The sequence below is a fragment of the Sphingobacterium wenxiniae genome, from assembly GCF_900116225.1.
In the GTDB taxonomy this organism is placed as follows: Bacteria; Bacteroidota; Bacteroidia; order Sphingobacteriales; family Sphingobacteriaceae; genus Sphingobacterium; species Sphingobacterium wenxiniae.
Map to the genome: position 1 here is coordinate 188,670 of NZ_FOZZ01000005.1, position 26,707 is coordinate 215,376.

Genomic DNA, 26,707 nt, shown 5'->3' on the forward strand with positions numbered 1-26,707 from the left:
ATATATCGGTAAAAGAATAGTCCCCCCTACTAATCAACCACTGATTACTTTTTATAATACTGCATCGCCTGAGGGATCAGCTTCTGTATATCGTTAATTCTTCTAGCATCACTTGGGTGCGTGCTCAAGAATTCTGGTGTAGAGCTTGCCGCTTTCGCAGAAGCCATACGCTCCCAGAACGAAACTGCATGTTGCGGATTATATCCTGCCATAGCCATGAACATTAACCCTAACTGATCCGCTTCAGACTCATTGCCACGTGAATATTTCAACAAGGCTAGTTGTCCGCCAATACCATAAGCATTATTGACTACACCTTGAAAAATCGAACTTTTCCCTGAGGTAGCTACTCCCAATACCTGCGCTCCAACTTGCATGGCATATTGATTAGACATCTGTTCCATAGAGTGACGTGCAATAGCGTGGGCAATCTCATGTCCCATTACTGTAGCAAGTCCATCTTCATTTGCTGTAAATGGTAGTATTCCGGTATAAACGGCTACTTTACCACCTGGCATACACCAAGCATTCACATCAGAGCTCTGCACTAAATTAAATTCCCAGTTGAAATTATATTGATTTGCCAAGCCTTGGCTAGACAAATACTGGTTAACTGCAGCTGCAATACGGTTTCCAACCTTCTTCACCAATGCTGCATCAGAAGTGCCGGTAACGACCTTCGTATTCGGCGAATTCAAAAACTCCTTATAGGCAGTTGCTGCCTGATCTTGTATCTGATCATCACTCACAAGTGATAATTGCTTTCTTCCGGACAACGGAACAGTAGAACATGAGGCTATTGTAACGCCCAACAAGCCCATTGCCACATATTTTGTAAAATTTCTCATTATAAAATCTCTTTTGTAAATTTTAACACAAATCTTGTGCCTAAAACGTCAGGAATTTTTCCGCTTAAATAAATAAATCTTGGATTCGTGTCCTTTGAGTAATCGCTCTATGTTCTTTTGGTGAGTAACAAGTATCAGTGCACAGATAGCAATCCCATACAACAATACTGCAGGCACAGACGTATGGAAAATAAAAGCAACGCTAAACGGAAACGTAAAGCCTGCCAAAATAGAACTCAACGACACATAATGGGTCAACAGCAACGTGATAAGAAAAACAGAAACACAACATAATGCAGCCCCCGGGTGTATAGCAATGACCATCCCAAACAAGGTCGCAACACCTTTTCCACCCCTAAATCCAGCAAAAATGGGGAATAAATGTCCCAATACAGCTATCACACCTAAGGCCAACTGTATATTCACAAACTGCACAGAATTGGGCACCCCCACTATAGTAGAATCCAGTAAATGAGGTAAGTTTGTTGCCGTCCATCCTTTTAGGATATCAACAAACATCACAATACTCCCTGCTTTTTTACCCAACACCCTAAACGTATTGGTCGCTCCAGCATTGCCACTTCCATACTCACGGACATCTACCCCGTAGAAGGCTTCTCCAAACCATACAGCAGAAGGTATAGACCCAAATAAATAGGCCAATACAACAATTCCTACCAAATAAATTGAAATCATAAAATGATTTTAGCTCCTCTAAAGATAATTAAATTATTTTAGCCTTTAAGCTTAAATCCAAACTTTTCACCGAGTGGGTCAAAGCACCGACAGATATAAAGTCCACACCAGCAAGAGCATAGTCGCGGATAGTATCTAAAGTTATCCCTCCCGAAGCCTCAGTTACCAACCTACCATTTACCAATTCCACCGCACGTTTCACCTCTTCAGGAGTAAAATTATCGAACATAACTCGGTCGACTTTTTCATTGGCCAACACCTCTTCCAACTCTGTGAAATTACGCACTTCAATCTCAATAGGAATATCCAGGTTATTTGACACACGATAGGCCTGCGCGCGCTGCAAGGCTTGTGCAATCCCCCCCGCATAGTCCACATGGTTATCCTTTATCAATATCATATCGTAAAGGCCAAAACGGTGATTGGCACCACCACCTATACGAACAGCTTCTTTTTCCAAAAATCGCAACAGTGGCGTTGTTTTACGGGTATCCAAAACCTTAGTATTTGTTCCTGATAATGCTTCGGAGTATTCCCTAACACGAGTTGCAATCCCCGACATACGTTGCATCACATTGAGTACCAAACGTTCTGCTTTCAAGATACTTTGGATATTTCCACGGACATAAAGCGCTATCTCTCCAGGTTCCACTTCACTTCCATCTTCCAATAACACCTCAACAGTCAAACCGGCATCTATAAAACCAAAGATATGCTCTGCTACTTCGATTCCAGCTAATGTGCCTTTTTCTTTGACCAATAGTTTGGCTTCGCCTTGCGCATCTTGTGCAATAGTGGATAAGGAAGTATGGTCACCTTCTCTTACGTCTTCCTCCAATGCGAGTTCAACAAACCTTTTTAACTTACTAACATCAACGCCCATGTACTCTATTTACGTATTTTCATCAGCGAAGATGAAGAAAATATATTTTATAATAAAATCTAAGTCTAATTTTTTAACCAAGGAGATTATTCTATACGCAATTCCACAACCTGTGCACTACGGTTATTTTGTGAGAATTTAACAAATACCCGATACACAGATGTACCCGATATTAACCGATAAACAACAAAATTATTGGCGGAATTATTGACCTTTTGATCTTCTTTGAGCTCACTGACCTTATTTAATCGAAAGAAGTCCTGCAACAACAACTCTGCTTGAAATTTAGTATAAACGCCTTCCTCTTTTTTGATAGATAAGCTCAAATTGGTATCGAAAGTGCGGCTCAAAGCTTTTGCATCTCCTGCTTTCAACGCACTATATACCTGCTCAAGAGCCGATTGCATAGGCTCATTGGCATTTGCTGAAAAGAACAAACCTCCAATCGTAAAGAGCAACATTAAAAATCTTTTATAAAAAACAATGACCGGCATAAAAATTAAGTTAAATACAAATACTCTTTTCCCTGCGCCAAATCGCTACGTCCTGCAACTACAAAAACTAAGCCATTTTTAGCTTACAGTTAAAATTTGTCGTCAACAGCTCGAAAACAGACTGTCCCAAGTTTTAATGGAATTTGTGTTGCGGTAAAACGGAGGATTAATTTCTACAATTATGGTTTCTTCCCATCGCACAGTCTTTCCGTCCCTCGCCGGGACAGGGCATTACTTTTGAGACCAAAAGTAATCAAAAGTCTTCGTCTCCGCCGGCCGGCGGATGGCCTTTCGCACGGTTCCAGCGCACACAAAGGAAATCCCTCTAAGGCTGAAACCACTGTCCGAAGCTTTGTAGAGAGCTTCGGACACTAGTTTCCTTGCCTTCTCCTTCCGCACAATCCCTTGGTATTTCCTTTGTCTTTCCGCCACTTGGATGGAACAGGGAAGCGCTTTCGCGCCACTCGGTAGAAGATGCGATGGGAATCGCCTTCACCTACTCGCACCAACCATTCCTTAAAAGAAAATGGCGCCTCATTTTTGTGAAGTAATGCACCAATTAGCGCTTTGTAGGCACAACATTTTCACAAAAATCAGCGCCGAGTTTTTTTGCATCCTTTTTTTGCGGTCAAAAAAAGGATGGGCCTGTCGCGGCCCGAGCGACAAAAAGAAATGTCTAATAAAACCCTCTGTATATTTTAAACATAAAAATATGATGCACTTAGCCTGCGGACAAAGCTTCTCTCTTTGCAAATAATCTGAAATTTCGTTAAGTTTGTGTGTGAATAATTCAGAACAAAAAAAAGTTGCCTTATTAATCCTGGATGGTTTAGGATACGGCAAAGACGATAATTCCAATGCAGTTAAAGCGGCACATACTCCATTTTTGGATGAACTTTTAGCAACCTACCCTAATTCTAAACTAGAAGCTTCGGGTGAAGCCGTAGGGTTGCCTGAAGGACAAATGGGAAACTCCGAAGTCGGTCACATGAACCTTGGCGCAGGGCGCGTTGTTTATCAAGAGCTGGGACGTATTAATAAAGCGGCCAAAGACGGTGAATTCAACAGCAATACTGTTATTCAAGATGCTTTTGCCTACGCAAAGACTAATGAAAAAAAGGTGCATTTCATTGGTTTGCTGTCTGACGGAGGTGTACATGCCCACATCAATCATCTGAAAGCTTTATGTGATGCAGCAAAAAACGCTAATCTAAACGAAGATCAGGTCTTCATCCATGCCTTTACAGATGGTAGAGATACTGACCCGAATGGAGGTATTGGCTATATCACTGAATTGCAAAATCACCTGACAAATTCCCGTGGGAAAATAGCTTCTCTTGTCGGGCGTTATTACGCCATGGACAGAGATAATCGTTGGGAACGTGTAAAAGAAGCATACGATCTGTTAACGAAAGGTGTGGGAACGGCAACAACCGACCCCCTTGCCGCCATTCAGCAGTCTTATGCCGATGGTATCACAGATGAATTTATCAAGCCTATCGTTGTGGTCAAGGAGGACGGAACCGCATTAGCCACCATCGAATCAGGTGATGTGGTCATCTGCTTTAACTTCCGTACGGATCGTGGGCGCGAAATCACGATAGCATTGACACAAGAATCTTTCCCGCAATATGATATGTCACCTTTGGATTTGTACTATATCACGCTAACATCTTACGATGACACTTTCAAGCGTGTACAAGTCGTTTTCCAGAAAGAGAATCTCTCCAACACACTTGGAGAAGCTTTAAGTTCTCAAAGCTTAACCCAGGTTCGCATTGCCGAGACAGAAAAATACCCACACGTAACTTTTTTCTTCTCTGGAGGACGCGAACAGGAGTTTACAGGTGAAAGAAGATTGCTTATCCCTTCTCCCAAAGTGGCTACTTATGACCTTCAACCAGAAATGAGTGCTGAAGGTATCACACAGGCTATCTGTAAAGACATCACAGAGAACCAACCTGATTTTATTTGTCTGAATTTTGCCAATCCGGACATGGTCGGTCACACAGGCGTTTTCAGCGCCGTAGTGAAAGCCGTAGAAACGGTAGATGCTTGCACGAAAAAAGTAGTGGAGACAGGATTAGAGCATGGTTATTCGTTTATCATCATCGCTGACCATGGAAATTCGGAATTTATGGTAAATGAGGATGGTTCACCAAACACGGCACATACGACTAACCTTGTTCCTTGCATCCTAATCGACAAAGATTTCAAACAAATCCAAGACGGAAAGCTTGGTGATATTGCCCCTACAGTTCTTCGACTTTTAGGCGCGCAAATCCCAGCTGAAATGACAGGCAATGTATTGGTATAAAAACACTATACATATCACAAAAAAAGCAGCAATAGCCTTCGCTATTGCTGCCTTATTATGGAACTGTAACAGTTCTCAACCTGGTGTTGCACATCAGGAACGATACATCGATATTCCAGCCTACTTTAAACAGGAAATAGCAAAGCTACAAGCCGAACAACCTACTGTCGTAAAAACGGTTAAAAAGGATAGTGCGACCGAATCGAAAGACTTGAAAATAGCCAAATGGGAAAACGAATTGTCCAGCTTTACGGGAATAGATCTTAATAAGCCAGCTTATCAGGGCTATATACAAAAGGACAGCAGCAATCATCTCGTCACGTACCTATTTACAAAACCCGATCTGGACTTAAACAAAGTCGAAATCCGATATAACGATAAGAATCAGGCTATCAGCTTCCGTATAAACCGTACAATCAGAAACTCGCTGTACAATACGAAAGAGGTACTTTTCTACCAACAAGATTCGATCTATAGCTTAGAAAAAGAGCAATCCGTATTGCTTTTGGGAGATAAGTACTATTTTATTGAGGGAAGATTTTAATTTATTGTCCGTAACATTGTGTTACGGACAATAAATCAATATCCTACCAATGAAACAATATTCTCACTAAAACGTGTCAGCCTTCCCCTGCTATTCAGAAAATCCAGACTGATTACGAAAGAATATCCGGCTACGATACCGCCAAGCTTTTCTACCAATTTTGAAGCCGCTACGACTGTTCCTCCGGTAGCTAAAAGATCATCATGTAATAATACGCGTGCTCCCGGAGCAAACGCGTCTTCATGGACTTCAATCGTTGCTTGTCCGTATTCCAGTTTATAAGATTCTGCTATGGTCTTGAAAGGCAATTTCCCCTGTTTACGAATCGGCACAAAGGGCAAACTCAACCTATTAGCAAGCATCAAACCAAACAGAAATCCACGGCTTTCAATTCCAGCAATCACATCGATGTCTTGCCCTTGCAATCTTTCTGCAAATGCTTCTACCACGGCAGTACACAGCTCCGGGTCTTTCAAAATTGGTGTAATATCCTTAAATACAATACCGGGCTGTGGGAAATCCACAATATCCCGAATTACTTCTTTTAACTGTTCTTCTATTGTCATTGTTTTTTTTAGTTGAAAGTGGAAAATTGAAAGTTGAAAATCATCACTCACTACCCAATACTCATATCTCAATACTCATATCTCAATACTCATATCTCAATACTCATATCTCAATACTCAAACCCCAAATATGGTTCAATTTTACGCAAAAAATCTGCATTTAGAGCTACGATGTCGCGAAGACTTTCCATGGATTGAAAAGAGCCATGTTGTTCCCGGTAACGCAAAATAATATCCGCCTGCTTTTTAGAAATGTACGGGTGGCGTGCTAACTCAGTTGCGGCAATAGCGTTGATGGACAACTTCTTTACTTTTCTCTCGCCCTCCGAAAGCTGTCCTTCAATGGACGCATACAATTCCTCCGATAGTCCATATACTTCCCGCAACTGCTCTTTGCTGTGAAAACCACCTAAAGCATCCCTAAATTTTACAATACGATTTGCAAATACCGAACCTATCCCCTTTAAACGTTTAAATTCCGTCGTGTCTGCCCGATTCATATCGATAAGCAATACGGGTGTATTTTCCTTGGCTACAAAACTGGCAATTGATTCGGCTTTTTGAGTTCCCTTCTCTTTTTCGGCAAACCTAAGATAAGGTTCTATACGTTTGAAATCCTTGTCCGAAATGGAATATATTTTAGCGACATCCGCCTTGCTGTAAAACCTCCCGCCTTTTGCTTCATAGTTCTTGATAACCCGAATCTGCTTATCCGAAAAGCCTAATGCCCGCCATTGATCTACAGGTAGATTGTTTGGGTTAAAAGGAGATAATGTAACCGGAGATTTGGAAAAATGGTTTTCATTTTCACTGGATAGCAGACCAATTTCCTCCGGTTCAGCCAATTCTTCCTCAGCAGGTAAACCCAGCAACCCAATATGCGCTGTCAATTCGCCCTGTTGCTGTGAAAGATGATATTTATAACCGATTGGAATCAACAATACAATAGCTATCAGCACAAAGAGGGCTATTAGCCCTCTTCGTTCCCCTGTCGTCAACGAAAAAAAATCTATTAATCTTTTCATATACGTCGGGCTTATATAAAAAACATCCTATTTCAACATACTGGCTTCTACTTTCTTCACGCGACTACCGTCTTGCAGAATCTTGGAAATCGCATTGAAAGGTCTGGAAACCACCTCCTCATCTTTCTTAACACCACTTTTCACCACGATGAACTGGTCATCCTGAATACCTGTTTTTACTTCAACCATCTTCACCACTTCACCATTCAGCACAAAAACATATTCTTTCACACCATCGGCAGCTGTCGTATCCGAACCTGTACCCGTACGCACGGTAACGGACTGTATCGGTACGACTAAACCTTTCTCGCTCTTGGTGTGTACCTGCACCGTAGCCGACAATCCCGGACGAAAAGGCGACGAATTTACATTGTCATCATCGATCAAATCCTCATAAGAAGAAGGCTCAATACGCACTTTCACATTAAAGTTTGTCACCTGCTCAGCCGTAGTCGTTGCTGTTGTCGCAGTAGACGTCGAAGAACTGCTGATCTCGGTAACTACGCCCTTGAACTTACGTCCTTGAAAAGCATCAACATCAATCGTCGCCTCATTGCCCACTTTCACCCGGTTAATATCGTTCTCATTCACCTCCACATTTACTTCCATAATCGACATATTAGCGATACGCATAATTTCCGTACCCGCCATTTGCGCCGTACCCACTACGCGTTCACCCAACTCGATGGATAATAAAGATATAACACCATCTGATGGCGCATAAATCGTCGTTCTGCTCAAGCTATTGCCCGCCTCGCTCAATTGCGCACGCGCCTGGTTGACCCCATAACGTGCCGCAACAACCTGTTGGCGCTGCGACTCTAAACTTGCCAAAGCCGCTTCGTAATCAGCACGCGCCTTGTCCATCTCTGCTGCCGAAATAACCCGTTTCTCAAACAAGGCTGCATTACGTTTGTAAATAGCTTCTATATTGACAAAATTAGCTTCCTGCTGTTTCAGAACTTGTTGTGATGCCGAAAGATTCGCCTGCTGCTGGCTCACCATTGCTGCCACCTGATCGTAGCCCGATTGCAATAGATCCGGCTTCACCCGACACAACACCTGCCCTTTTTTAACCACATCACCTTCTTTCACATTCAGTTCAATAATCTCACCCGAAACCTCCGAGCTGAGCTTTACTTCAAACTCCGGCTGTACCTTACCACTGGCCGACACCTGTTCAAAAATGGTGCGTTCCTCAACCTTATCCACAGCAACCCGCTGCTCACCACCATCACCAAACCAACCTAACTTATTCCCAATAATAACAACAGCCAGCAATCCTATCGCTGAAAATACCAATATCTTTGGGAGTTTACTCTTTTTCTTTGCCATGAAATATTATTGTTAAAATGTTATGGGGTTTCCTATATAATAATCGATTACTTTGCCGCGGAACACCAGTTCATATTTGCGGCGTATCATTTCAAATTCTGCTCTATTCCTGTTGGTCTGTGCCGTAAACAACTCAATAGAGTTTGCCACACCTACATCATAGCGTTCTTTCAAAGCATCGAAGGCAACTTGTGCCGTGTGGAATGCTACCTGAGAAGCCAGATATTGTCTATTCGCAAATTTTAAATCTACAATTGCTTGCGCAATTGTTTTCTCTAGATTACGCTTTGCTAAAGCTTCATTATTTTCCGCCTGTAAATAGTTGATTTTGGCTTTACTTAGTGCTACTTTGCGACGATTATTGTCAAAAATAGGAAAATCCAAGCTTATCCCGCCACGGAAAGATTTATTCTGATCCAACTGCTCGCCAAGACTCATTTTCTGTTGCGTAATAATATCACGGCCTTCCGATGTATAGTTCGTTCCATAACTCCCTGATAAAGTCACGGTAGGGTAATAAGCACCTTTTGCAATATCAATTTGTTTTTCCGCTAGTTGCCTGTTATACCCTGCTTGCTCAATAATCGGTTGCGTAGACAGAGCCTTCTGAAATGTATTCTCATAAGACACATCAGCATATTCTGCCATAATACTTTCAATATCGGGTTTGATAAGTGTTATCACCGTGTCCGGCGACATTTCCATCAATTGTTTCAGTTCAAGAAGCGATAAATCATAGGCATTTTGTGAACTCATAATGTTCAGTTCATCCGTAGCAACCTGATTTTCCGATTGTGCCAAATCCGCTAAAGTCTTGTTGCCGACTTCAAACTGTATACTATCTTGCCGCAACTGCTCTTTAGATAGTTGCACCTGCTGCGCCGCGGCTTCATAAAGCTCTCCATTCGTAATCGCTTCCAAATAATTCGTTATGACAGACAAGGTGAGGTCGTTTTCAACCTTTTCCACTTCGGTAGCATCAATTAACAGCTGCACTTTATTGGCTTTGATTTGATTTACCTTCTGGAACCCTTGGAAAATAGCAACACTCGAAGAAAGTTGTGCACCGGCATAATTGGTCCATTTGTTTCCACGGATAAGTTGTCCCGATATCTGGTCAAACGCCAATCCATAATTATATGTATTGCTTGCTCCGACCGAAAGGTTAGGGTACAAGGCAGACTTCGCTTCATACAAGTTCTGCTCGCTGACTTGATAACCAAATCGTGCCTGTTTTATCTGTAGGTTCCTATTCAATGTCAACTGTATAGCCTCTTCCAGACTGATTTCTTGCCCATAGGCTATAGTGCAAAAGCCTAATAAGGTCAGTACAGAAAACAGATGGAAAGTAATTTTTCTTACCATTTTAAGTTTTAAGAATAAATGATTTCTAAATTTGGCATAAAAATATGATATTACCAACATGTATTTTATTAATGCGCCATTTTTTTTGAGATGGTACTATCCTAATGTTACTTTTAACCGTCCGAGAACAGCCAAAAAGGTATATCTCACCTTTGACGATGGCCCTATTCCAGAGATTACACCTTCTATTTTGGACACATTGGCTGAGTATGGCATCAAAGCGACATTTTTCTGCGTTGGGGAGAATATCGAACGTAATCCCGACCTGTTTGCTCGGCTATTGGCAGAAGGACATCGTATCGGAAACCATACCCAAAACCATCTCAAAGGTTGGGACACCGCAGACGAAGTCTATCTGGATAATGTTGCCAGATGCCAACAATTAACGAAGACAAGCCTATTCCGTCCGCCCTATGCACGAGCAAAAAAGTCGCAACTAAAACAACTCTACAAGAACTTTGAGGTTGTTTTTTGGGATGTTATTTCAGGAGATTTCGACACAGCGATTACCCCCGAACAATGCTATCAAAATGTAATTAAATATGTACAGAATGGCTCTATCATTGTTTTCCACGACAATTTAAAGGCTATTCCACGGGTATCATATGCCCTACCCAAAACCATTGATTATCTCTTGGAAAGAGGCTATGAATTTGATGTGTTATAAATTAAGGAGTTGTAATTGTACTATCAAATGAGTGATCTATGAGGTCCAAATCCAGAATATGGAATTCATATTCCTTTGAAGAAGAAACAGAAAAATAGCCTAATGCCCCATTGGAAATATTAGAAGTAGGGTTGCCGGGCGCAGCCGTCCCAGGATTAGTCGACTGAAACTCGTTCCAATACTGGTATACACTTTTATTGATACAATGTCTTCTAACCGTAAAGACATCACCTACTTTTACTTCATTATCAAAATCCGTGACCTGATGTGTCACATATAATCCATCATTGAATTTATCATTGAACACTAGTGCAAATTTAAAATCACCGCCATTGACCGACATATCGTACTTATAATAATTTGGGGCACCTTGCGGGTCTCCAAACTTAAAGGTAGGCAGGTAATAATCCTCATTGAGTATTCTTTCTTTCACAATACCCACGGAGTCAATCTCTACATACGGCTGCATAATTTGTTCTGCATGAAAATATTGATCCCCAATCTCAACATATAAACGATAGGTTCTTCCGGGAACAAGCTTCATATTCCGTTCTTCGTAAATCCCATTACCAATATGCCGAAGTGTATAATATCCCGCAAACGAATCCATAATCAACACCGTCGCGCCTTCAACAGGTTTCGAGTTTGCCGTTGCACCAAAGGGTACAGTTTCCGAAACACGAATATGTTGTATCGGAGATATATCCGTCAATTGTGCTTCTATGACATATCGTGGATTAGCATCATTCAAGTCTACATCGATCAGTTCTTCGCAAGAAACGGACAACAAAGCCAGCGACAATAGTATATAATGAACTAAACGCATGTTTTTAAAATTTAAAATTCCAAGTAACTGAGGGGATCGCACCAAAAAGTGCAATTTTGTAAGCTTCTGTTTTATTCGGTACTGTTTCACTATCCCTAAAGTCTATAATATACGCATTCTTGCGATTGTATGCATTATAAACGCCAAAAGACCAGCTGGATTGCCAACGTTTGTTCTTGGGCTTCGGTTCATAAGTTGCCGACAAGTCCAGACGGTGGTAATTTGGCATCCGATATCCATTACGCTCGGTATAATAGAACATAGTCTTACCGTCCATCTCATATTTACCACTTGGGAAAGTAACCGCATGTCCGGTTTGGAACACAAAAGTAGCCCCTAACGTCCATTTTGGTGACAACTCATACATGCCGACCAACGAAATATCATGCCGACGGTCCTGCCTTGCATGAAACCAATCACCTTGATTGATTGCATCAAAACGGCGCTCGCTTCTGGAAAGACTATAACTCAACCAGCCATTGAATCTGCCACTATTCTTCCGTAGATAAATTTCTATACCATACGATCTTCCCTCGCCGTACAACAAATCGCTCTCAAAATACTTGTTGGCCTGCAAATCGGCTCCGTTCTTAAAATCAATCTGGTTATTAAGGTATTTATAATAAGACTCCACCGAAAATTCATAACGATTATCCTTAAAATTTCGAAAATAGCCAAACGCGACCTGATCTACTAACTGAGGATTTATATTCAAGCTACTAATTACATACTGATCTGTCGGTAAGCTCGACGTTGTATTCGTCAACTGGTGTAAATGCTGTACAATACGATTATATGAAGCTTTCAAGCTACTATTTTCGTCCAACATATAACTTGCCGACAAACGAGGTTCCAAATTTAAATAATTCTTAGCGATACGGTTGCCATAGTACTGCTCATGGGTAACCTCTCCATCTTCGTCAAAAGTATAGAATGTGCCGGGGCCCATAACCATAAAATCCGTGAGTCGCAAACCATACATCAACGACAGCCTGTCCATCACCTTCCACTCATGCGAAATATATGCTGCCAATTCCATTCCCTGCCGGGAATCTATATCCATCGAATGAACCGAAGCGTCTTCTCCTGCCTCTACGCTTGCAGGTTTTATATTTTGCCTCAACGCATGCAGTCCAAATCGCAAGGTGCTTTCGGGATGAATATAATACGAAAAATCCTGCTTTAAATTCCAATTCTGGATTTTGGAAGCAATTTTAAAATCACTGTCATTGCTCGACACATCCACATGGTAAGTAAAATCACTATATATCAGGGAGGTGTTACTAAACAGGCGCTCACTAAAGAAGTGGTTCCAGCGCACAGTCGCCGTTGCATTTCCCCAGTCAAAACTGAACATGTCCGAATAGCCTAAATCGTCTTTACCAAAGTATCCCGAAAGAAACAGCGTATTTTTCTCATCCAATTTATAATTGAGCTTGGCATTTAAGTCGTAGAAATACAACTTACTTTTCTTGGCATCCTCATTTTTTGAAAGCTTCAAAAACATATCGGCATACGTTCTGCGCGCACTTAGCATAAAAGATCCGCGGTCTTTTACAATGGGGCCATCCAATTTAAGTCGCGAAGCGATAAGCCCTACCCCTCCTTCTGCGCCAAACTTTTTTTGGTTTCCGTCTTTCATGGTAATATCCAATACCGAAGAGATACGTCCGCCATATTGGGCGGGAATCCCGCCTTTGAACAGTTGCACATCTTTAATAGCATCGGAATTAAACGTAGAGAAAAAGCCCATCAGATGCGAGGCATTGTATACGGTAGCTTCATCCAGTAATATCAAGTTCTGGTCACCACCGCCGCCGCGCACATAAAAGTTTGCCGACCCTTCGCCCCCACTCTGTACACCCGGCATCAATTGTATGGTTTTCAGAAGATCTTTTTCACCAAACACGACAGGGATATGCCTGATTTCTTCCATCCCGAAATTGAGCGAACTCATCTGTGGATTACGGACATGATCATCAGCTCTGCGGCCTGAAACCACAATTTCCTCCAATTGATTGTCTACAGGTTTCAATTCAAAATTACGCCGCACACTTGCCTGCATATCCAGTTCCATCCGAAAGCTTTCATAACCTACATAGCTTATCACCACCGCCACCTTCCCTTGTGGCAATTGCAAAGAATAAAACCCATAGTTGTTCGTACTGACCGATTGCTGCTCACCCTCCATAGCAACTACCGCCCCAATCAGCGTTTCTCCTGTGGAAACATCCCGAATTGTCCCGCTCAGTACATACGGAGCCTGTCCTAAGACAATTCCGCTATAGCATAAAAGTATAAAACTAACGTAATAAGCTATCTTCATTTTTTAGTAGATGCAGCAGCAAAACATTGATGAAAGAAAGCCATTTGATAATCGATAGACTTCGACCAATACTGTCCATCATGTTTGCCCGGCATCGTCTGGTAATGATGTGGCACGTTCATGTAGGTTAATTTTTCGTGCAGTTTTTCATTCACTCGGAAAAAGAAATCTTCGGTTCCACAATCAATAAATAGCTTTAGGCTACCGGGTTGTATCAAATGCGTCAGTTCCATTACAGTATGACTATCCCAGACATCAACATTTTCGCGGTATTCCCCCAAATGCTTCTTCATATTCCAATTGTTGGGAAAAGGACGAATGTCTACACCCCCGGAAGTACTTCCTGCGCAGGCAAACAAATCCTGATGGCGAAATGCCAGATACAAGGCTCCATGGCCTCCCATGCTCAGCCCGGTTATGCCACGATGCATCCTATCTGCTGGTGCACCGTATTTTGATTCGGCATAGGGCAACAGCTCTTTGGTGATAAAAGTTTCGTAGAAATAGTTCGTGCTTTCGGTATCCCAGTACCAACTGTCAAAACCTCCATCAGGACACACAACCAAATACTGATTTTTATCCACCCAATCTTTCATTTGCGGTGCTAAATTTATCCAACTGCTATAGTTGCCCGAATAACCATGAAGTAAATATAAAGTTGATTGCGGTGTTCCTTTTTCAGGTGATATAAATACCACCTTAACATCTTTCTCCATACGCTCGCTAAATACCGACACTGTATCTACTTTTGCCGCCTGCACCTGCAAGACAGCAGCAACCCATAAAAATAACACTATTAGTTTCTTCATAAAATTCATCTTCCTTTGTCCTCTAAATTGTCCTATCGTGCCCACACGACAACTAAATTGTCACACTCAGCAGCTAAATTGTCACACTGAGCGGAGTCGAAGTGCGATAATTACACATCATTCTAAAGTCGCCCCTTTCAAAACACGATATTTGTAAAGATAAGCGTCTAACCCCAATGGTCGTTCACTTATGCTATAAAAAATGTCACTATCATTACCAAAACAAATCGCTTCCCCCTGCGGTTCCGGCTGATAAGGCAATTTTACAAATTCTCCTTTGAGTATCTCCAGAATACCTTTATCTGCAGTTCGTTGCCAGCGGTATACCTCGGTGAGGTTTTTCATCAGGATATAATTTCCATCAGCAGAAATATCTGCCGCGGTAATAAAAGTCAATGGCAATTCTAAAGCTTTCTTAAGCACAACCGGGTCAGTCGAACTTATAGCCTGCACCAAATCAAAAGGGTACACACCTACATGGAAATCACGTTTACTAATAAGATAAACCGTCAAATCCTTTGGATCTACAAAAATAGCCTCCGCATCGCGCGGCTTATCAGCATACGTCAATGACAGCACTTTAACTTCATCACGAGCAATACGATAATGTTCAACACCTTCAACAAAAGAAGGCTCTTCCACAATATAAAGCCGAATCTGTTGTCGCGCTGCACGATTATCACCTATATCCGCTAACAACAAGAAATGTTTTCCATCCTGGCTAAAGGTTGCAATATCCTCTATGTCTTGTGCCTCAATGTCTTCTAAACTATAACTCCCTTTTAATTTGGCATCCCTGTCAATGAGGAAAAAACGAGCACTGTCACCACTATCGTTGTGTGTCCAGAACAACCCCTGATACTTTCGAGACGCAACCAGTCCAGAAAGCTCGTTCAATCGGCTATCCTGCACTTTACCAAGTACCATACGTTCTACTTGCTGAGCGACCGTCACTATAGGCAACAAGTATATCAGCAATAGAAAATGAAACAAAATTTTAGTCATATAAAAAGAAAAATCGGAGGTCGGAGCATACTTTCGCATGCCCCGACCTCCGATAATATAATTATTTACCTTCAAATGCAGCTACAATCCTGTCGTATTGCGTTGTATCCCGTGCGATAAACTCAAATGTACGTTTGTACAAATCCAATTTGGCAAAGATTTCTGCCGGCTCACCTACACCATTTTCCAAAAACATCTTGAAGGAGTAAGTATCGTTACCGGATAGATCAACAGCTTTCTTATTGGAAGAGAAAGCTAAAGGGCTAAGCGTTCCCTGCACCATTCCACCTCCAACAGGGAGCTTATAAACTTCACCCAAGGCACCTACAAAATTATCCGATAATTTACCAACAGATGTAAATTTAATTGCCCCCGTACGGAATCCTTTATCTTCTTTCACGGCTTCGTCCGCGAATAATCCTGCTTCTATATCTTTCATTACCTCAATCTGTAGACCGATGGTATCCGTACCTTTCAATGATTTTGCCAGGTATACGGTGGAAGAATCGGTCTGTTCTGAAGATACCAGACGCAAATAAAGTGTAGGATTCTCTTTTTCAGACTCCGCGATAAACTGTCCCAAATGCTGCTCCATGGCTGCCTGTGAACTTTCTTTGCTCGTATTGCCACCACAACTTACCAACAAAGCCAGACACCCTCCAGCGACCATAAAGCCAAAAACTGTTTTTCTCATAGCTATATTTATTTTGATAATTACCTGTATCTAAAAATCACCTTTGAACATCAAAGACTTAAACCTCTTAAAGATAAACATTTCTTTTTTGTTAACCTACAACAATTTATACAAACAATCAGCGTAAGCGCATCAAAACCTATTTTTAAACGTAACGTTATCGAAAGAAGACCTTCGCTTATTTAAAACATAAACCGAGGGTGTAAAGTGAACTGTGCCACTCACTCCAAAACATAAGCAAAATTATCCTTTAGGTTCCGTAGATTCAAGGGTTTTTGTACGAAAATTTTTGTATTTTTGTATAGAGTAAAACTAAAAAACCCAGTGTTATGGTTGTAGAAAGAGTAAATGACGAAATTGTGATACGACTACCCAAAACGGTAAAGTTTGATGAAATTCAGCGTATCATAGACTTGATGTTTTATAAAGAAGCAACTGCACAAAGTCAAGCAAAACAAAGCGATATTGATGACATTGCCAAATCCGCAAATAAAGGTTGGTGGGAGAAAAATCGTGACAAATTCATCAAATGAAAATTATTGTAGATACTAATGTTGTATTTAGTTCATTGGTAAACACCAATAGTGTCATTGCAGAAATTATTATCGCAAATAGCAAACTCCATTTTTACTCAAGTGAATATTTGTATTTGGAGCTCGATCATCATCGTGAGAAATTAAAGAAAGTATCCAAACTGTCCGATGAACAGTTAGAGGTCGCCAAATACCGTATTTTCAAACATATCGAATGTTTAAGTTTGGAAATGATACCAGAGAGATATTGGAGAGAAGCCTCCGAATTGGTCATGGATATTGACCCCGATGATGTTGCTTTTGTCGCTTTATCGCTCTATTTAGATGCATATTTGTGGACAGGGGACAAAGTTTTGTATAATGGACTAAAGTCAAAAGGATTTGATAAAGTTATCAACACAAATGAAGTGAAAGAACTTTAATAGTGATCTCTAATTGACCGATACAACTACAAGTTTTTGGCGTTTAAAAAATACAAAGTGTTACCAAATCAGATTTAGTCTTCACCAAAAGTAAAAAGGGGTATTACCAAATTGAATTGGGCATCCTGAAAACCGAAAGAAAAGAATTCTTACTTACTTCACCAAAGCATCATACAGAATCTCAACCGGATGATAGGACCTTCTTCCTACACCATCCTTGATTTGATGTCGGCAGGATGTCCCTGCGGCTGCAATAAGCACATCCTCGTCAGTTTCCCGTACGGCTGGCAACAGTACCAGTTCTGCTACTTTCATCGACACGTCATAATGCTCTTTTTCGTAGCCGAATGATCCCGCCATACCACAACAACCAGAAGGTATTACCTCTACCGTATAATTCTGAGGCAGAGAAAGTAATTTTTCTGTATAACCAACCAGATGAAAAGCCTTTTGATAGCAATGTCCATGCAGCTTTATCTTTTTCGCTTCATCACTAAATTGTTCTGCACGAAGGCGTCCGGCGTCCACTTCTCGCATTAGAAACTCGTCAATCATCAAAGCCTGCTGTCCTAGCCTACGAGCAGCATCTTTCCGAGAACTATCCACCAAATCCACATACTCATCACGAAAAGTAAGGATAGCCGACGGTTCCAAGCCCAATAGCGGTGTATCTTCGGAAACAATATCTTTTAGGATATCCACATTCCGCAGGGCAATCTTTTGCGCCTCTTTAACAAAGCCTTTGGAAAGATAAGTTCTTCCACTTTCCAAATGTTTTGGCACAACGACCTCATAGCCCAAAGCAGTTAAGAGCTTATACGCGGTGATGCCAATCTCCGTGTCATTATATTCCGTAAACTCGTCACTAAAGAGATAAACTTTTCGAATTCCCCTCTGTGGAGATTGCTTTCGTACCCACTGGGAGAGCGTAGTACCATGCACAGTAGGCAAAGAACGTTTTGATGCAAACCCAGCTACCCTTTTAACCAGACCTGCTAAAAAAGGGGTTTTAATGATACCATTGTACAAGGGTGCAACATACGCTCCCAAACGCTGGCTTTTAGTAAAGTTGGCTATCAAAGTAGAGCGGAAGGATGCACCATGCGCATCATAGTAATGCTGTAAAAATTCTGCTTTCATCTTCGCTACGTCCACGCTGGACGGACATTCACTCTTGCAAGCTTTGCAACTCAAACAGAGGTCCATGACCTCCTTAATTTCTTCATGGTCAAAGCGGTTTTGTTTTGTAGAGTTCGTCAGGAATTGACGCAACATATTTGCCCGAGCGCGGGTCGTATCCTTTTCATTACGTGTGGCCATAAAAGAAGGACACATTGTGCCACCCGTAATCTCCGTTTTCCGGCAGTCGCCCGAACCCGAGCATTTCTCTGCCAGACGCAGAATACTTTCCTGTGCCGTAAAATCAAAATAGGTGGAAATACTTTTACCATCGGTCACCGTATCATACCGCAAAGCGGTATCCATAGGAGGCGTATCGACAATTTTATTTGCATTGAAAATTCCCGACGGATCAAAGATGCTTTTGGTTTGCTTTAACAAGGCATAAACCTGTTCACCCAAAACTTTACCTATAAATTCACCACGCAAACGGCCATCGCCATGCTCTCCACTTAATGAACCGTTGTATTTCAGTACCAGGTCGGTTGTTTTCTCCAGAATCGAACGAAATTTTTTACGCCCCTCGGCAGTTTTCAGATTGACAAAAGGTTCAATATGCAATTCCCCCGCCCCCGCATGCGCATAGTAAGAAGCGTGCACACCTTCTTCTTTGAGCAACTGCTGGATATCCGCAACATAATCCGGCAAATCTTCCGGTGAAACGGCACAATCCTCAATCAGGTTTACCGGTTGCTCATCGCCCGGTAGATTACGAATAAGCCCTAGGCCAGCCTTACGCACATCCCAAACCAGATTCGTTTGTTCCGTCCCAGTGATAAACGGGTAGGCATACCCCAACCCTTTTTCTATCAGATCCTGTTTTAATGCCGTCGCCTTATATTGCAGTTCCTCCAAGGTATCTGCTCGAAATTCCACAATCAGCAAAGCTTGCGGATCACCTTCTATAAAGAAACGGTTATACTGATAAGTCGGATGACCAACCGTAAAATCCAGAATATACTTATCTACAAGTTCTGACGCTTCCGGCTGATGGGCCAAAGCAACATTATTTCCGTGCATACATTCCACCATATCGGCAAAATGCACACAAAGTAAGCCTATTTCCTTTGGAGGCAAAGGCATAAGCTGTAATTTAGCTTCCGTAACAATACCCAGTGTCCCTTCTGATCCTGCTAAAAGCGAACATAAGTTGAAAGGCTTATCTCTATCGACCAAAAAATCCAATGCATAGCCCGTATTACGTCGTGTCAATGTCTTTTTTGGATAGCCTGATTGTATCGCAGCAACATTTGTTTTATCGGTTAGCAATACATTCAACGTTCTATAGATCTCGCCCTCGCGTGTCTGAGCAGAAAGCTTCTGAAAATATGCCTTCTCATCTAGTGCTCCAAAAAGTACTTCCGAACCATCATCAAGCAAGACGTTTGCTTCCAACAGATTTTTTCGCGTATCGCCCCAGACAATAGAATGCAAGCCCGAGGAATTATTCCCGATCATTCCACCGATCATCGCACGACTCGCCGTAGAGGTTTCCGGACCGAACATAAGCCCGTATTTCTTTAAATAATTGTTCAGATCATCACGGATAATACCTGGCTCTACACGCACCCAACCTTCTTCGACATTCACCTCAAGTATGCGGTTAAAACCACGGGAAACATCGACTACAATTCCCTTACCCACGACCTGACCGGCCAACGAAGTTCCAGCAGTGCGAGGAATAAGTGTCACGCCTTCCTGTTTCGCAAAAGTTATCAGTGTTCTTAAATCTTGCTTATCTTTAGGAATAGCTACGGCCAATGGCATTTCCTGATAAACAGAAGCGTCCGTGGCGTAAGCCATGCGCATAGTCTGATGCGTCGCATCTTCAGGATTATAGAACAGCTCGCACTGCAATTGTTTAGTAAGCTGATGAAGTCTATGGAGTACTTGCACGTTTTTGTTTTTTTATTGAACAAATCTACATAGATTAGATGAAATTTTGATAGAAAAAAGCACAATTCTTGCTTAACCAAATAAACAAAACGCACAAAAACGCAATGTAATTTCATACTGAACAACACTTAAAATTCAAAACAAAATTTCAAACAACAAAAATAACAATGAATAATATTCAATTATTAAACATATATTTTGAATATTATTCTGAAACCATTACTTTTGTACCGTTATGGCAAAATTAGAATACAATCTCGATCATATTGATTATCAAATCCTGCGCATTATGCAGGACAATGCCCGTACCAACAATGCGGACATTGCGCGTGAATTAGGCATGGCTCCATCTGCTATTTTAGAACGTGTAAAAAAATTAGAACAGAAGGAAGTGATCTTACAGTATAATGCCAAAATCAACCCACAGGCATTAGACCAAAAGCTTCTTTCCTTTATTTTTATCAAAGCACAAGACATTATCGGAGAGCAAAAAGTCGGACTCCTTTTAGCTGAAATCCCTGAAGTACAAGAAGTTCACGATATTGCTGGCGACGATGGCTATCTAGTCAAAGTGAGAACCAACGATTCCGCAGGCTTGGTAGACTTAATGCGCAACTCTTTGGGTCGAATTGATGGGATTATATCTACCCGCACAACAATCGTACTGGAAACGGTTAAAGAAGAACAAAAGCTCGTTATTCCAACGCAGAAATAAAAAATGGTAAAAGAAAATAAAAGCAGCCCCTCTACTACCAGTTTGGTGTTTGCCTACCTTGTCGTGTACTTGGTCTGGGGATCTACATTTTTTTTCATTGAAAAAGCTTTACATAGCTTTCCCCCTTTTGTTCTGGGTTCCATCCGCTTTGTCATAGCGGGAAGCTTACTCATGACATATTGCTACTTCAAAGGGTATAAACTTTACGCAAAGCAAGCTGTGAAAGATGCACTCTTTGTAGGCTTTTTACTTCTTTTTATTGATATGGCAGCTATTATCTGGGCAGAGCAGCACATATCCAGTGCTATTGCAACCATTATTGCGGCAGCCACAGCTATTTGGTTCGTCATTTTTGACAAGCCAAAATGGAAGCAGAATTTTTCCAGCCCAACAACAGTTTTGGGACTTATCTTTGGTTTCTTAGGCGTATTTATGCTTTTTGCTGAACAGATTTTCGCCCAAGACGATTCTCCCGAAGAGGGGAATATGAAAGTCACAGCAATGATTGTGTTAGTCTGCGGAACCATTGCCTGGACGATAGGCTCCCTACTTTCTAAATACAGTAAAGAAAGAAGAGACCGCAACCAAAAAGAGACCGATGAAGAAGACTTGGATGTTATGGTCAAAACAGCGTGGCAAATGGTTTGTGCAGGGGTTTCGTTCACATTAGTTGCCTCCTTCAATGGCGAATACAGCCGATTTAAATTTGCAGATGTGCTTCCCGAAGACTGGGGTGCGATGATTTACCTCGCCACCATGGGATCCATACTTGCCTTCGGCAGCTATATTTGGCTTTTACAACATAGACCTGCAACCGAAGTAAGCACCCATGCGTACATCAACCCTATCGTAGCACTGGTGTTGGCACATTATTTTACAGACCATCATGTCACCTCACTGCAGATTATTGGTCTTACCGTAGTACTAGGCAGCGTTCTATTGATGAACTGGAACTTATATCGGGACAACAAAAAATTTAAAGTGTACAAGCGCGCCAAACGTATCAAAAAACTGCGCGATGCTGTACCTTACCGAAGTGTGCCAAGGCTTCTGGAGTTATCCAACTTCAACGACAAACACGAAAAAAAGAAAAATAAAGCGGATCTATAAGAGTCCGCTTTACTTTTTTTATCGAATGCTGTAGCGAAGCCCTTTTTTCCTCCGTATGAGTTGAAAAAGAAAAAAACAATACAACATCATGAAAAATTCGTTCATAAAACTGTGTTTATTATTTGTGGGGATAATCAGTTTTAGCAGCTGCTTAAAAGACAACGATGGATACGGTAATGATTACCCTTCTAACATTGCGCTGATGACTTTTGTCAATGCCTTCCCTGAAGCTACAGGACTTAATTTTGATTTAAACGGCAACCAACCACCCTTTGGGCTGGAATACAAAAAAGTATTGATGCCTTACAACGGTGTATATCCCGGAAAAAGACAGCTTGAGATTTTCAGCATCAACCAGAACAAAACATTTATCGACACACTAATCAATGTGGAAGCAGGCAAAGGGTACACTGCATTTGTTTTTGGCACACAGAAATCACCTAAATTCGCAATGACACAGGACACGGTTATCAAAGATTTTGACGCTGAAAAATCTGCTTTTCGTTTCCTCAACTTTGGCAACAACACATCCGCTATCTCCATTTTTATCGAGGGCGAAGAAGACCCTATTTTCTCCAATCGTTCCATGGATTCCGGCACATCTGCTGTACAGAATCAACGGTTTACAGCACACACTTCAGGCACATATACCCTCGTAGCCAAGGATAGCGAAGGCACTATCTTGGTTAAACGTGAAAATTTCAATTTTGAAAAAGGCAGATACTACACAATTATGCTATCTGGTACCAAAGACCACGCACAGACACCTTTGTATTTAGGCGTTGTCCAACATTAAAGAAAATAAACTGAAAAGCAAAGAGGCGATGGATTAACCCATCGCCTCTTTGCTTTTCAGTTCTCCCCAAAAATCCTTATTTTCGTCCACAATTTTGACAAAAAAATAGCTTGCGATGCAATTAACAAAGCTGGAAATAAAAGGGTTTAAAAGCTTCGGCGATAAGATTACCATCAACTTTAATGAAGGAGTAACGGCTATCGTTGGACCTAATGGCTGTGGAAAATCCAATGTGGTGGATGCAATACGTTGGGTGCTGGGCGAACAGAGCACACGCATGCTCCGCTCCGAGAAGATGGAGAACATCATCTTCAACGGAACAGCCAACCGCAAACCGGCCAACCTTGCCGAGGTATCGCTCACTTTCGAGAACAACAACAAGCTTCTCCCCACAGAGTTCACCACCGTTACTATCACCCGTAAACTCTACCGCACGGGTGAAAGTGAGTATCGCTTAAATGATGTCAAATGCCGGCTAAAGGACATTACAGATCTATTTTTAGATACAGGCCTAGGTGCTGACTCCTATGCTATTATCGAATTGAAGATGATTGACGAAATCATCAATAACAAGGACAATTCCCGCCGTAATCTTTTTGAAGAAGCTTCTGGTATTTCCAAATATAAAGTACGCAAAAAGCAGACCTTATCACGCTTAAAGGACACTGAATCCGATTTGTCGCGTGTGGACGATTTGCTATATGAAATCAACAAGAATCTAAAACAGCTGGAAACACAGGCTAAAAAAGCCGATAAATACTTCCAACTGAAAGAAGAGTATAAAGAAGCAAGTATTGGTTTGGCGTATTACCGATTGGAAAATTTCAGCAACGATTTGGAACGGATCGCCGAACAGGAACAGACGCAACAAGAAAATATCCAGATAACCAACGGCAAAATCGAAGAGCAGGAAAACCAACTTCGCGATCTCCGTCAAGACATGCTTGCCAAAGAGAAAAATCTCGCCAAGCAACAGAAAAGCACAAACGAATACATCCATAAGATTCGCGCTTATGAGTCGGATAAAAAAATCAAGAATGAGCAGATGCGTCACTTGCAGGACAAGGAAATGCGCTTGACCGCCGAACTCAACACCGACAAAAAACAGCTTGAGCATGTACAGCACACCCTAAAAAGGTTGAATGAAGAGCTATTTGAAGAACAGGGCAAATTAGATGTTTTCCAGTTAGATATACAACATAACCAAACGGAGGTAGAGGGATTACGAAACCAACAGCGTTCCGCCAAAGCGAAACTCGATGCCTTCACACAAGAAAGCAGTGATATTCAGAACAGAATCTACAAATTAGAAAAGGATATTGCCGTCCTGCACATCCAGAAAGACGCTTTGCAACAAGAATCGCTTCGCACGATGACAGATGCGACTTCCAGAGTCGAAGAACTGAATGAATTTAACAAAGCCGTCACAGATTTGGAAGAACGCGTTGCCCAGCAACAAGCACAATATGAAGAAGCACAACAAGCGGAGAACGCCCTGCAACAACAGATGCAGACCATCGAAGAACGACTCAACGAGACCCGCACACAACTAAACCGTGAATCGCGCTTAGTTGACGCCAAACAGAACGAATACAACCTGACAAAGTCTTTGGTTGACAACCTCGAAGGATTTCCAGAATCTATTAAGTTCCTACGAAAAAATGCAGGATGGAGAAAATCCTATCCTTTATTTTCTGACATTCTTTTCTGTCAAGAAGAATATCGGGTAGCCATTGAGAACTATTTGGAACCCATCATGAACCATTATGTGGTGGAAAGCCAGCAGGAAGCTGTACAGGCTATACAATTGTTAAGTGACGCATCCCGCGGTCGGGCAAACTTTTTTGTTCTGGATGCCATCCAGGTTGCAGAAAATACACCTACAAAACCTGAAAATGCCGTATCAGCATTAGACGTGATCAAGGTCGATAAAAAATATAGCGCTTTATGCGAACAGCTATTGCAGCATGTATTTATCCTAAAACCAGATGCTGTCGACACATTAGAGCAACAATTGCCACAAGAAGACATTATCATATTGCACCCCGAAGGAAAGTTCGCCAAGAATAGACTGGGACTAAGTGGTGGCTCCGTAGGTTTATTTGAAGGAAAACGTATCGGTAGGGCAAAAAACCTAGAGAATCTGGCAAAAGAGATTAAGGAAATCAACCAACGTATAGAAAAATTACAGGAAAATGAAGCAGCAGATGTAGACACACTGGCTACGCTACGGATTTCTTCACAGAAAGATGTTATCGATGAACTTCGCGCTGTATTGAACCGCCTGAACAATGAATTGATTTCCGTAAAAACCAAACAAGAGCAATACCAGACTTTCATAACAACAAGCCAGAACCGCAAGCAGGACATCGAAAGCAAAATCACTGTGATTAGCTACGAATTACAAAAAGCAGAACCGGAATTACAGATACTTAAAGTAGAAGCCGAAACACACCAAAAGCAATTGGCTGAACTGCAAAATGCTTACAATGAAATAGCCGATATTTTAACGGAAAAATCCACAGCATTCAACCAGGAAAACATCCGCTTCCATCAACAGCAAAACAAAGTATCCAGCCTGCAAAAGGATCTGGAATATCGCGAGAGTCAACAAGAGGCCTTAGAAATCCGCGTTGAAAAAAACAGCCTGGAATACGAGCAAGTCAAAGTTGACATGAAGGATGCCATGCAATATGTTGACCATAACGATGACGACCTTGTAGCGATGTATGCGCAAAAAGAATCGTTGGAAAAAGGGTTGCAGGAGATGGAGGAAGATTTTTATACTTCGCGAAAGAAAATCAATGATTTAGAAGAGGAAATCACCCAATTACGCCGCAACAAAGATCAAAATGACTTCCTACTTTCGGAACTTAAGGAGAAAAAGACTGCCTTACAGATAGATCTCAATTCTTTAAAAGAGCGATTGGCAGTAGAGTTCAACATTGACATCAATGAACTGTTGCAAAGTGAAATACCCGAATTGCAAGCTTCACAGCAAGAGCTATCAAGCAGCTGCGATCAACTTCGAAAACAGTTGGATACCTACGGGTCGATAAACCCAATGGCAAAGGAGGCATACGACGAAATGCTCGAACGCCATACGTTTATATCTAAAGAAAAAGCAGACTTAATGGAGGCTAAGGCTTCTCTCATGAGTACCATCAACGAAATCGACCAAACGGCAAACAGCAAATTCATGCACACATTCAACACCGTGCGTGAAAACTTCGTTCAGGTATTCCGCTCTCTGTTCAACCAAGAGGATTCCTGCGACATGGTGCTGACCGATCCCGCCAATCCTTTAGAGTCCGATATTGACATTGTCGCGAGACCAAAGGGTAAACGACCATTGTCTATCAACCAACTTTCAGGAGGAGAAAAAACACTGACCGCGACAGCATTACTGTTCTCACTGTATCTCCACAAACCCGCTCCGTTCTGTATATTCGATGAGGTAGATGCCCCATTGGACGACACCAACATTGATAAGTTCAACAATATTATCCGGGATTTCTCGAAAAACTCTCAGTTCATTATCGTCTCGCACAACAAGCGCACCATTGCCAGCACCGACATTATTTACGGAGTTACCATGGTAGAACAAGGGGTGTCACGTGTTGTTCCTGTAGATTTAAGAGATGTGGCTTAGATAA

23 protein-coding genes are annotated in these 26,707 nt (G+C 41.7%); 9 read left to right on the plus strand and 14 right to left on the minus strand.

The features are described 5' to 3' along the window. Positions 1-44: 44 nt before the first annotated feature. From BM375_RS08640 to BM375_RS08655, 4 genes are all read right to left on the minus strand, one after another. Positions 45-848, minus strand: coding sequence for a M48 family metallopeptidase (locus BM375_RS08640; RefSeq protein WP_093365268.1), 804 nt, complete (start codon positions 846-848; stop codon positions 45-47). A 48-nt stretch (positions 849-896) separates the two neighbouring features. Beyond that, the gene (plsY, locus tag BM375_RS08645) at positions 897-1,544 is read right to left on the minus strand and encodes a glycerol-3-phosphate 1-O-acyltransferase PlsY (protein WP_093365269.1); all 648 of its coding nucleotides are present in this window, start codon (positions 1,542-1,544) and stop codon (positions 897-899) included. Between the two features lie 28 nt (positions 1,545-1,572). Continuing rightward, positions 1,573-2,427, minus strand: coding sequence for a carboxylating nicotinate-nucleotide diphosphorylase (nadC, locus tag BM375_RS08650; protein ID WP_093365271.1), 855 nt, complete (start codon positions 2,425-2,427; stop codon positions 1,573-1,575). Positions 2,428-2,513: 86 nt separating this feature from the next. Continuing rightward, positions 2,514-2,888, minus strand: coding sequence for a DUF4783 domain-containing protein (locus BM375_RS08655; protein WP_170852626.1), 375 nt, complete (start codon positions 2,886-2,888; stop codon positions 2,514-2,516). Between the two features lie 814 nt (positions 2,889-3,702). Here BM375_RS08655 and gpmI point away from each other — a divergent pair. Together gpmI and BM375_RS08665 are read left to right on the plus strand one after the other, a co-directional pair. Continuing rightward, a complete protein-coding gene (gene gpmI / locus BM375_RS08660; RefSeq protein WP_093365275.1) occupies positions 3,703-5,238 on the plus strand; it encodes a 2,3-bisphosphoglycerate-independent phosphoglycerate mutase in 1,536 nt (511 codons plus the stop codon). Beyond that, positions 5,225-5,782, plus strand: a complete 558-nt coding sequence (locus BM375_RS08665; RefSeq protein WP_093365276.1) for a hypothetical protein — start codon at positions 5,225-5,227, stop codon at positions 5,780-5,782. The genes gpmI and BM375_RS08665 overlap by 14 nt, the downstream gene beginning before the upstream one ends. Before the next feature lie 35 nt (positions 5,783-5,817). Here BM375_RS08665 and BM375_RS08670 read toward each other — a convergent pair whose 3' ends face one another. The 4 genes from BM375_RS08670 to BM375_RS08685 form a co-directional block, all read right to left on the minus strand. Further along, on the minus strand, positions 5,818-6,348 hold the full coding sequence (locus tag BM375_RS08670) for an adenine phosphoribosyltransferase (protein ID WP_093365278.1): 531 nt from the start codon (positions 6,346-6,348) through the stop codon (positions 5,818-5,820). A gap of 110 nt (positions 6,349-6,458) precedes the next feature. Continuing rightward, entirely contained in the window at positions 6,459-7,373 is a 915-nt protein-coding gene (locus BM375_RS08675) for a ComEA family DNA-binding protein (RefSeq protein ID WP_093365279.1), read from the minus strand. Positions 7,374-7,400: 27 nt separating this feature from the next. Beyond that, on the minus strand, positions 7,401-8,708 hold the full coding sequence (locus BM375_RS08680; RefSeq protein ID WP_093365281.1) for an efflux RND transporter periplasmic adaptor subunit: 1,308 nt from the start codon (positions 8,706-8,708) through the stop codon (positions 7,401-7,403). Positions 8,709-8,720: 12 nt separating this feature from the next. Next, positions 8,721-10,073 carry a TolC family protein gene (locus BM375_RS08685; RefSeq protein ID WP_093365282.1) on the minus strand — a complete coding sequence of 451 codons (1,353 nt, stop codon included), beginning with the start codon at positions 10,071-10,073 and terminating at the stop codon, positions 8,721-8,723. Positions 10,074-10,131: 58 nt separating this feature from the next. Here BM375_RS08685 and BM375_RS08690 point away from each other — a divergent pair, with 58 nt between their 5' ends. Further along, on the plus strand, positions 10,132-10,740 hold the full coding sequence (locus BM375_RS08690) for a polysaccharide deacetylase family protein (RefSeq protein WP_093365284.1): 609 nt from the start codon (positions 10,132-10,134) through the stop codon (positions 10,738-10,740). A 1-nt stretch (position 10,741) separates the two neighbouring features. Here the strand turns inward: BM375_RS08690 and BM375_RS08695 are convergent, their stop codons facing one another. The 5 genes from BM375_RS08695 to BM375_RS08715 all read right to left on the minus strand — a co-directional run bounded on the left by BM375_RS08695 (position 10,742) and on the right by BM375_RS08715 (position 16,400). Further along, entirely contained in the window at positions 10,742-11,566 is an 825-nt protein-coding gene (locus BM375_RS08695; RefSeq protein WP_093365285.1) for a DUF4249 domain-containing protein, read from the minus strand. Between the two features lie 4 nt (positions 11,567-11,570). Beyond that, positions 11,571-13,892: a TonB-dependent receptor gene (locus BM375_RS08700; RefSeq protein ID WP_093365287.1), complete on the minus strand. Its 2,322-nt coding sequence runs from the start codon at positions 13,890-13,892 to the stop codon at positions 11,571-11,573. Next, entirely contained in the window at positions 13,889-14,701 is an 813-nt protein-coding gene (locus tag BM375_RS08705) for an alpha/beta hydrolase (protein WP_093365421.1), read from the minus strand. The genes BM375_RS08700 and BM375_RS08705 overlap by 4 nt, the downstream gene beginning before the upstream one ends. A gap of 117 nt (positions 14,702-14,818) precedes the next feature. Further along, the gene (locus tag BM375_RS08710; protein WP_139227537.1) at positions 14,819-15,706 is read right to left on the minus strand and encodes a hypothetical protein; all 888 of its coding nucleotides are present in this window, start codon (positions 15,704-15,706) and stop codon (positions 14,819-14,821) included. 61 nt (positions 15,707-15,767) lie between these two features. Then, a complete protein-coding gene (locus BM375_RS08715) occupies positions 15,768-16,400 on the minus strand; it encodes a hypothetical protein (protein WP_093365290.1) in 633 nt (210 codons plus the stop codon). A 329-nt stretch (positions 16,401-16,729) separates the two neighbouring features. On the opposite strand from BM375_RS08715, the gene BM375_RS08720 reads away from it, so the two are divergent. After that, positions 16,730-16,933, plus strand: a complete 204-nt coding sequence (locus BM375_RS08720; protein ID WP_093365291.1) for a hypothetical protein — start codon at positions 16,730-16,732, stop codon at positions 16,931-16,933. After that, on the plus strand, positions 16,930-17,355 hold the full coding sequence (locus tag BM375_RS08725) for a PIN domain-containing protein (RefSeq protein ID WP_093365293.1): 426 nt from the start codon (positions 16,930-16,932) through the stop codon (positions 17,353-17,355). Before BM375_RS08720 ends, BM375_RS08725 begins: the two co-directional genes overlap by 4 nt. 153 nt (positions 17,356-17,508) lie before the next feature. Here BM375_RS08725 and BM375_RS08730 read toward each other — a convergent pair whose 3' ends face one another. After that, a complete protein-coding gene (locus tag BM375_RS08730) occupies positions 17,509-20,430 on the minus strand; it encodes an FAD-binding and (Fe-S)-binding domain-containing protein (protein ID WP_244525859.1) in 2,922 nt (973 codons plus the stop codon). A gap of 235 nt (positions 20,431-20,665) precedes the next feature. Here BM375_RS08730 and BM375_RS08735 point away from each other — a divergent pair, with 235 nt between their 5' ends. The 4 genes from BM375_RS08735 to smc all read left to right on the plus strand — a co-directional run bounded on the left by BM375_RS08735 (position 20,666) and on the right by smc (position 26,703). Further along, entirely contained in the window at positions 20,666-21,145 is a 480-nt protein-coding gene (locus tag BM375_RS08735) for an Lrp/AsnC family transcriptional regulator (protein ID WP_093365294.1), read from the plus strand. A gap of 3 nt (positions 21,146-21,148) precedes the next feature. Then, on the plus strand, positions 21,149-22,255 hold the full coding sequence (locus BM375_RS08740) for an EamA family transporter (RefSeq protein WP_093365296.1): 1,107 nt from the start codon (positions 21,149-21,151) through the stop codon (positions 22,253-22,255). Between the two features lie 88 nt (positions 22,256-22,343). Further along, the gene (locus BM375_RS08745; protein ID WP_093365297.1) at positions 22,344-23,051 is read left to right on the plus strand and encodes a DUF4397 domain-containing protein; all 708 of its coding nucleotides are present in this window, start codon (positions 22,344-22,346) and stop codon (positions 23,049-23,051) included. Between the two features lie 115 nt (positions 23,052-23,166). After that, complete coding sequence (gene smc / locus BM375_RS08750; RefSeq protein ID WP_093365299.1) at positions 23,167-26,703, plus strand: chromosome segregation protein SMC; 3,537 nt, start codon at positions 23,167-23,169, stop codon at positions 26,701-26,703. Positions 26,704-26,707: the final 4 nt, after the last annotated feature.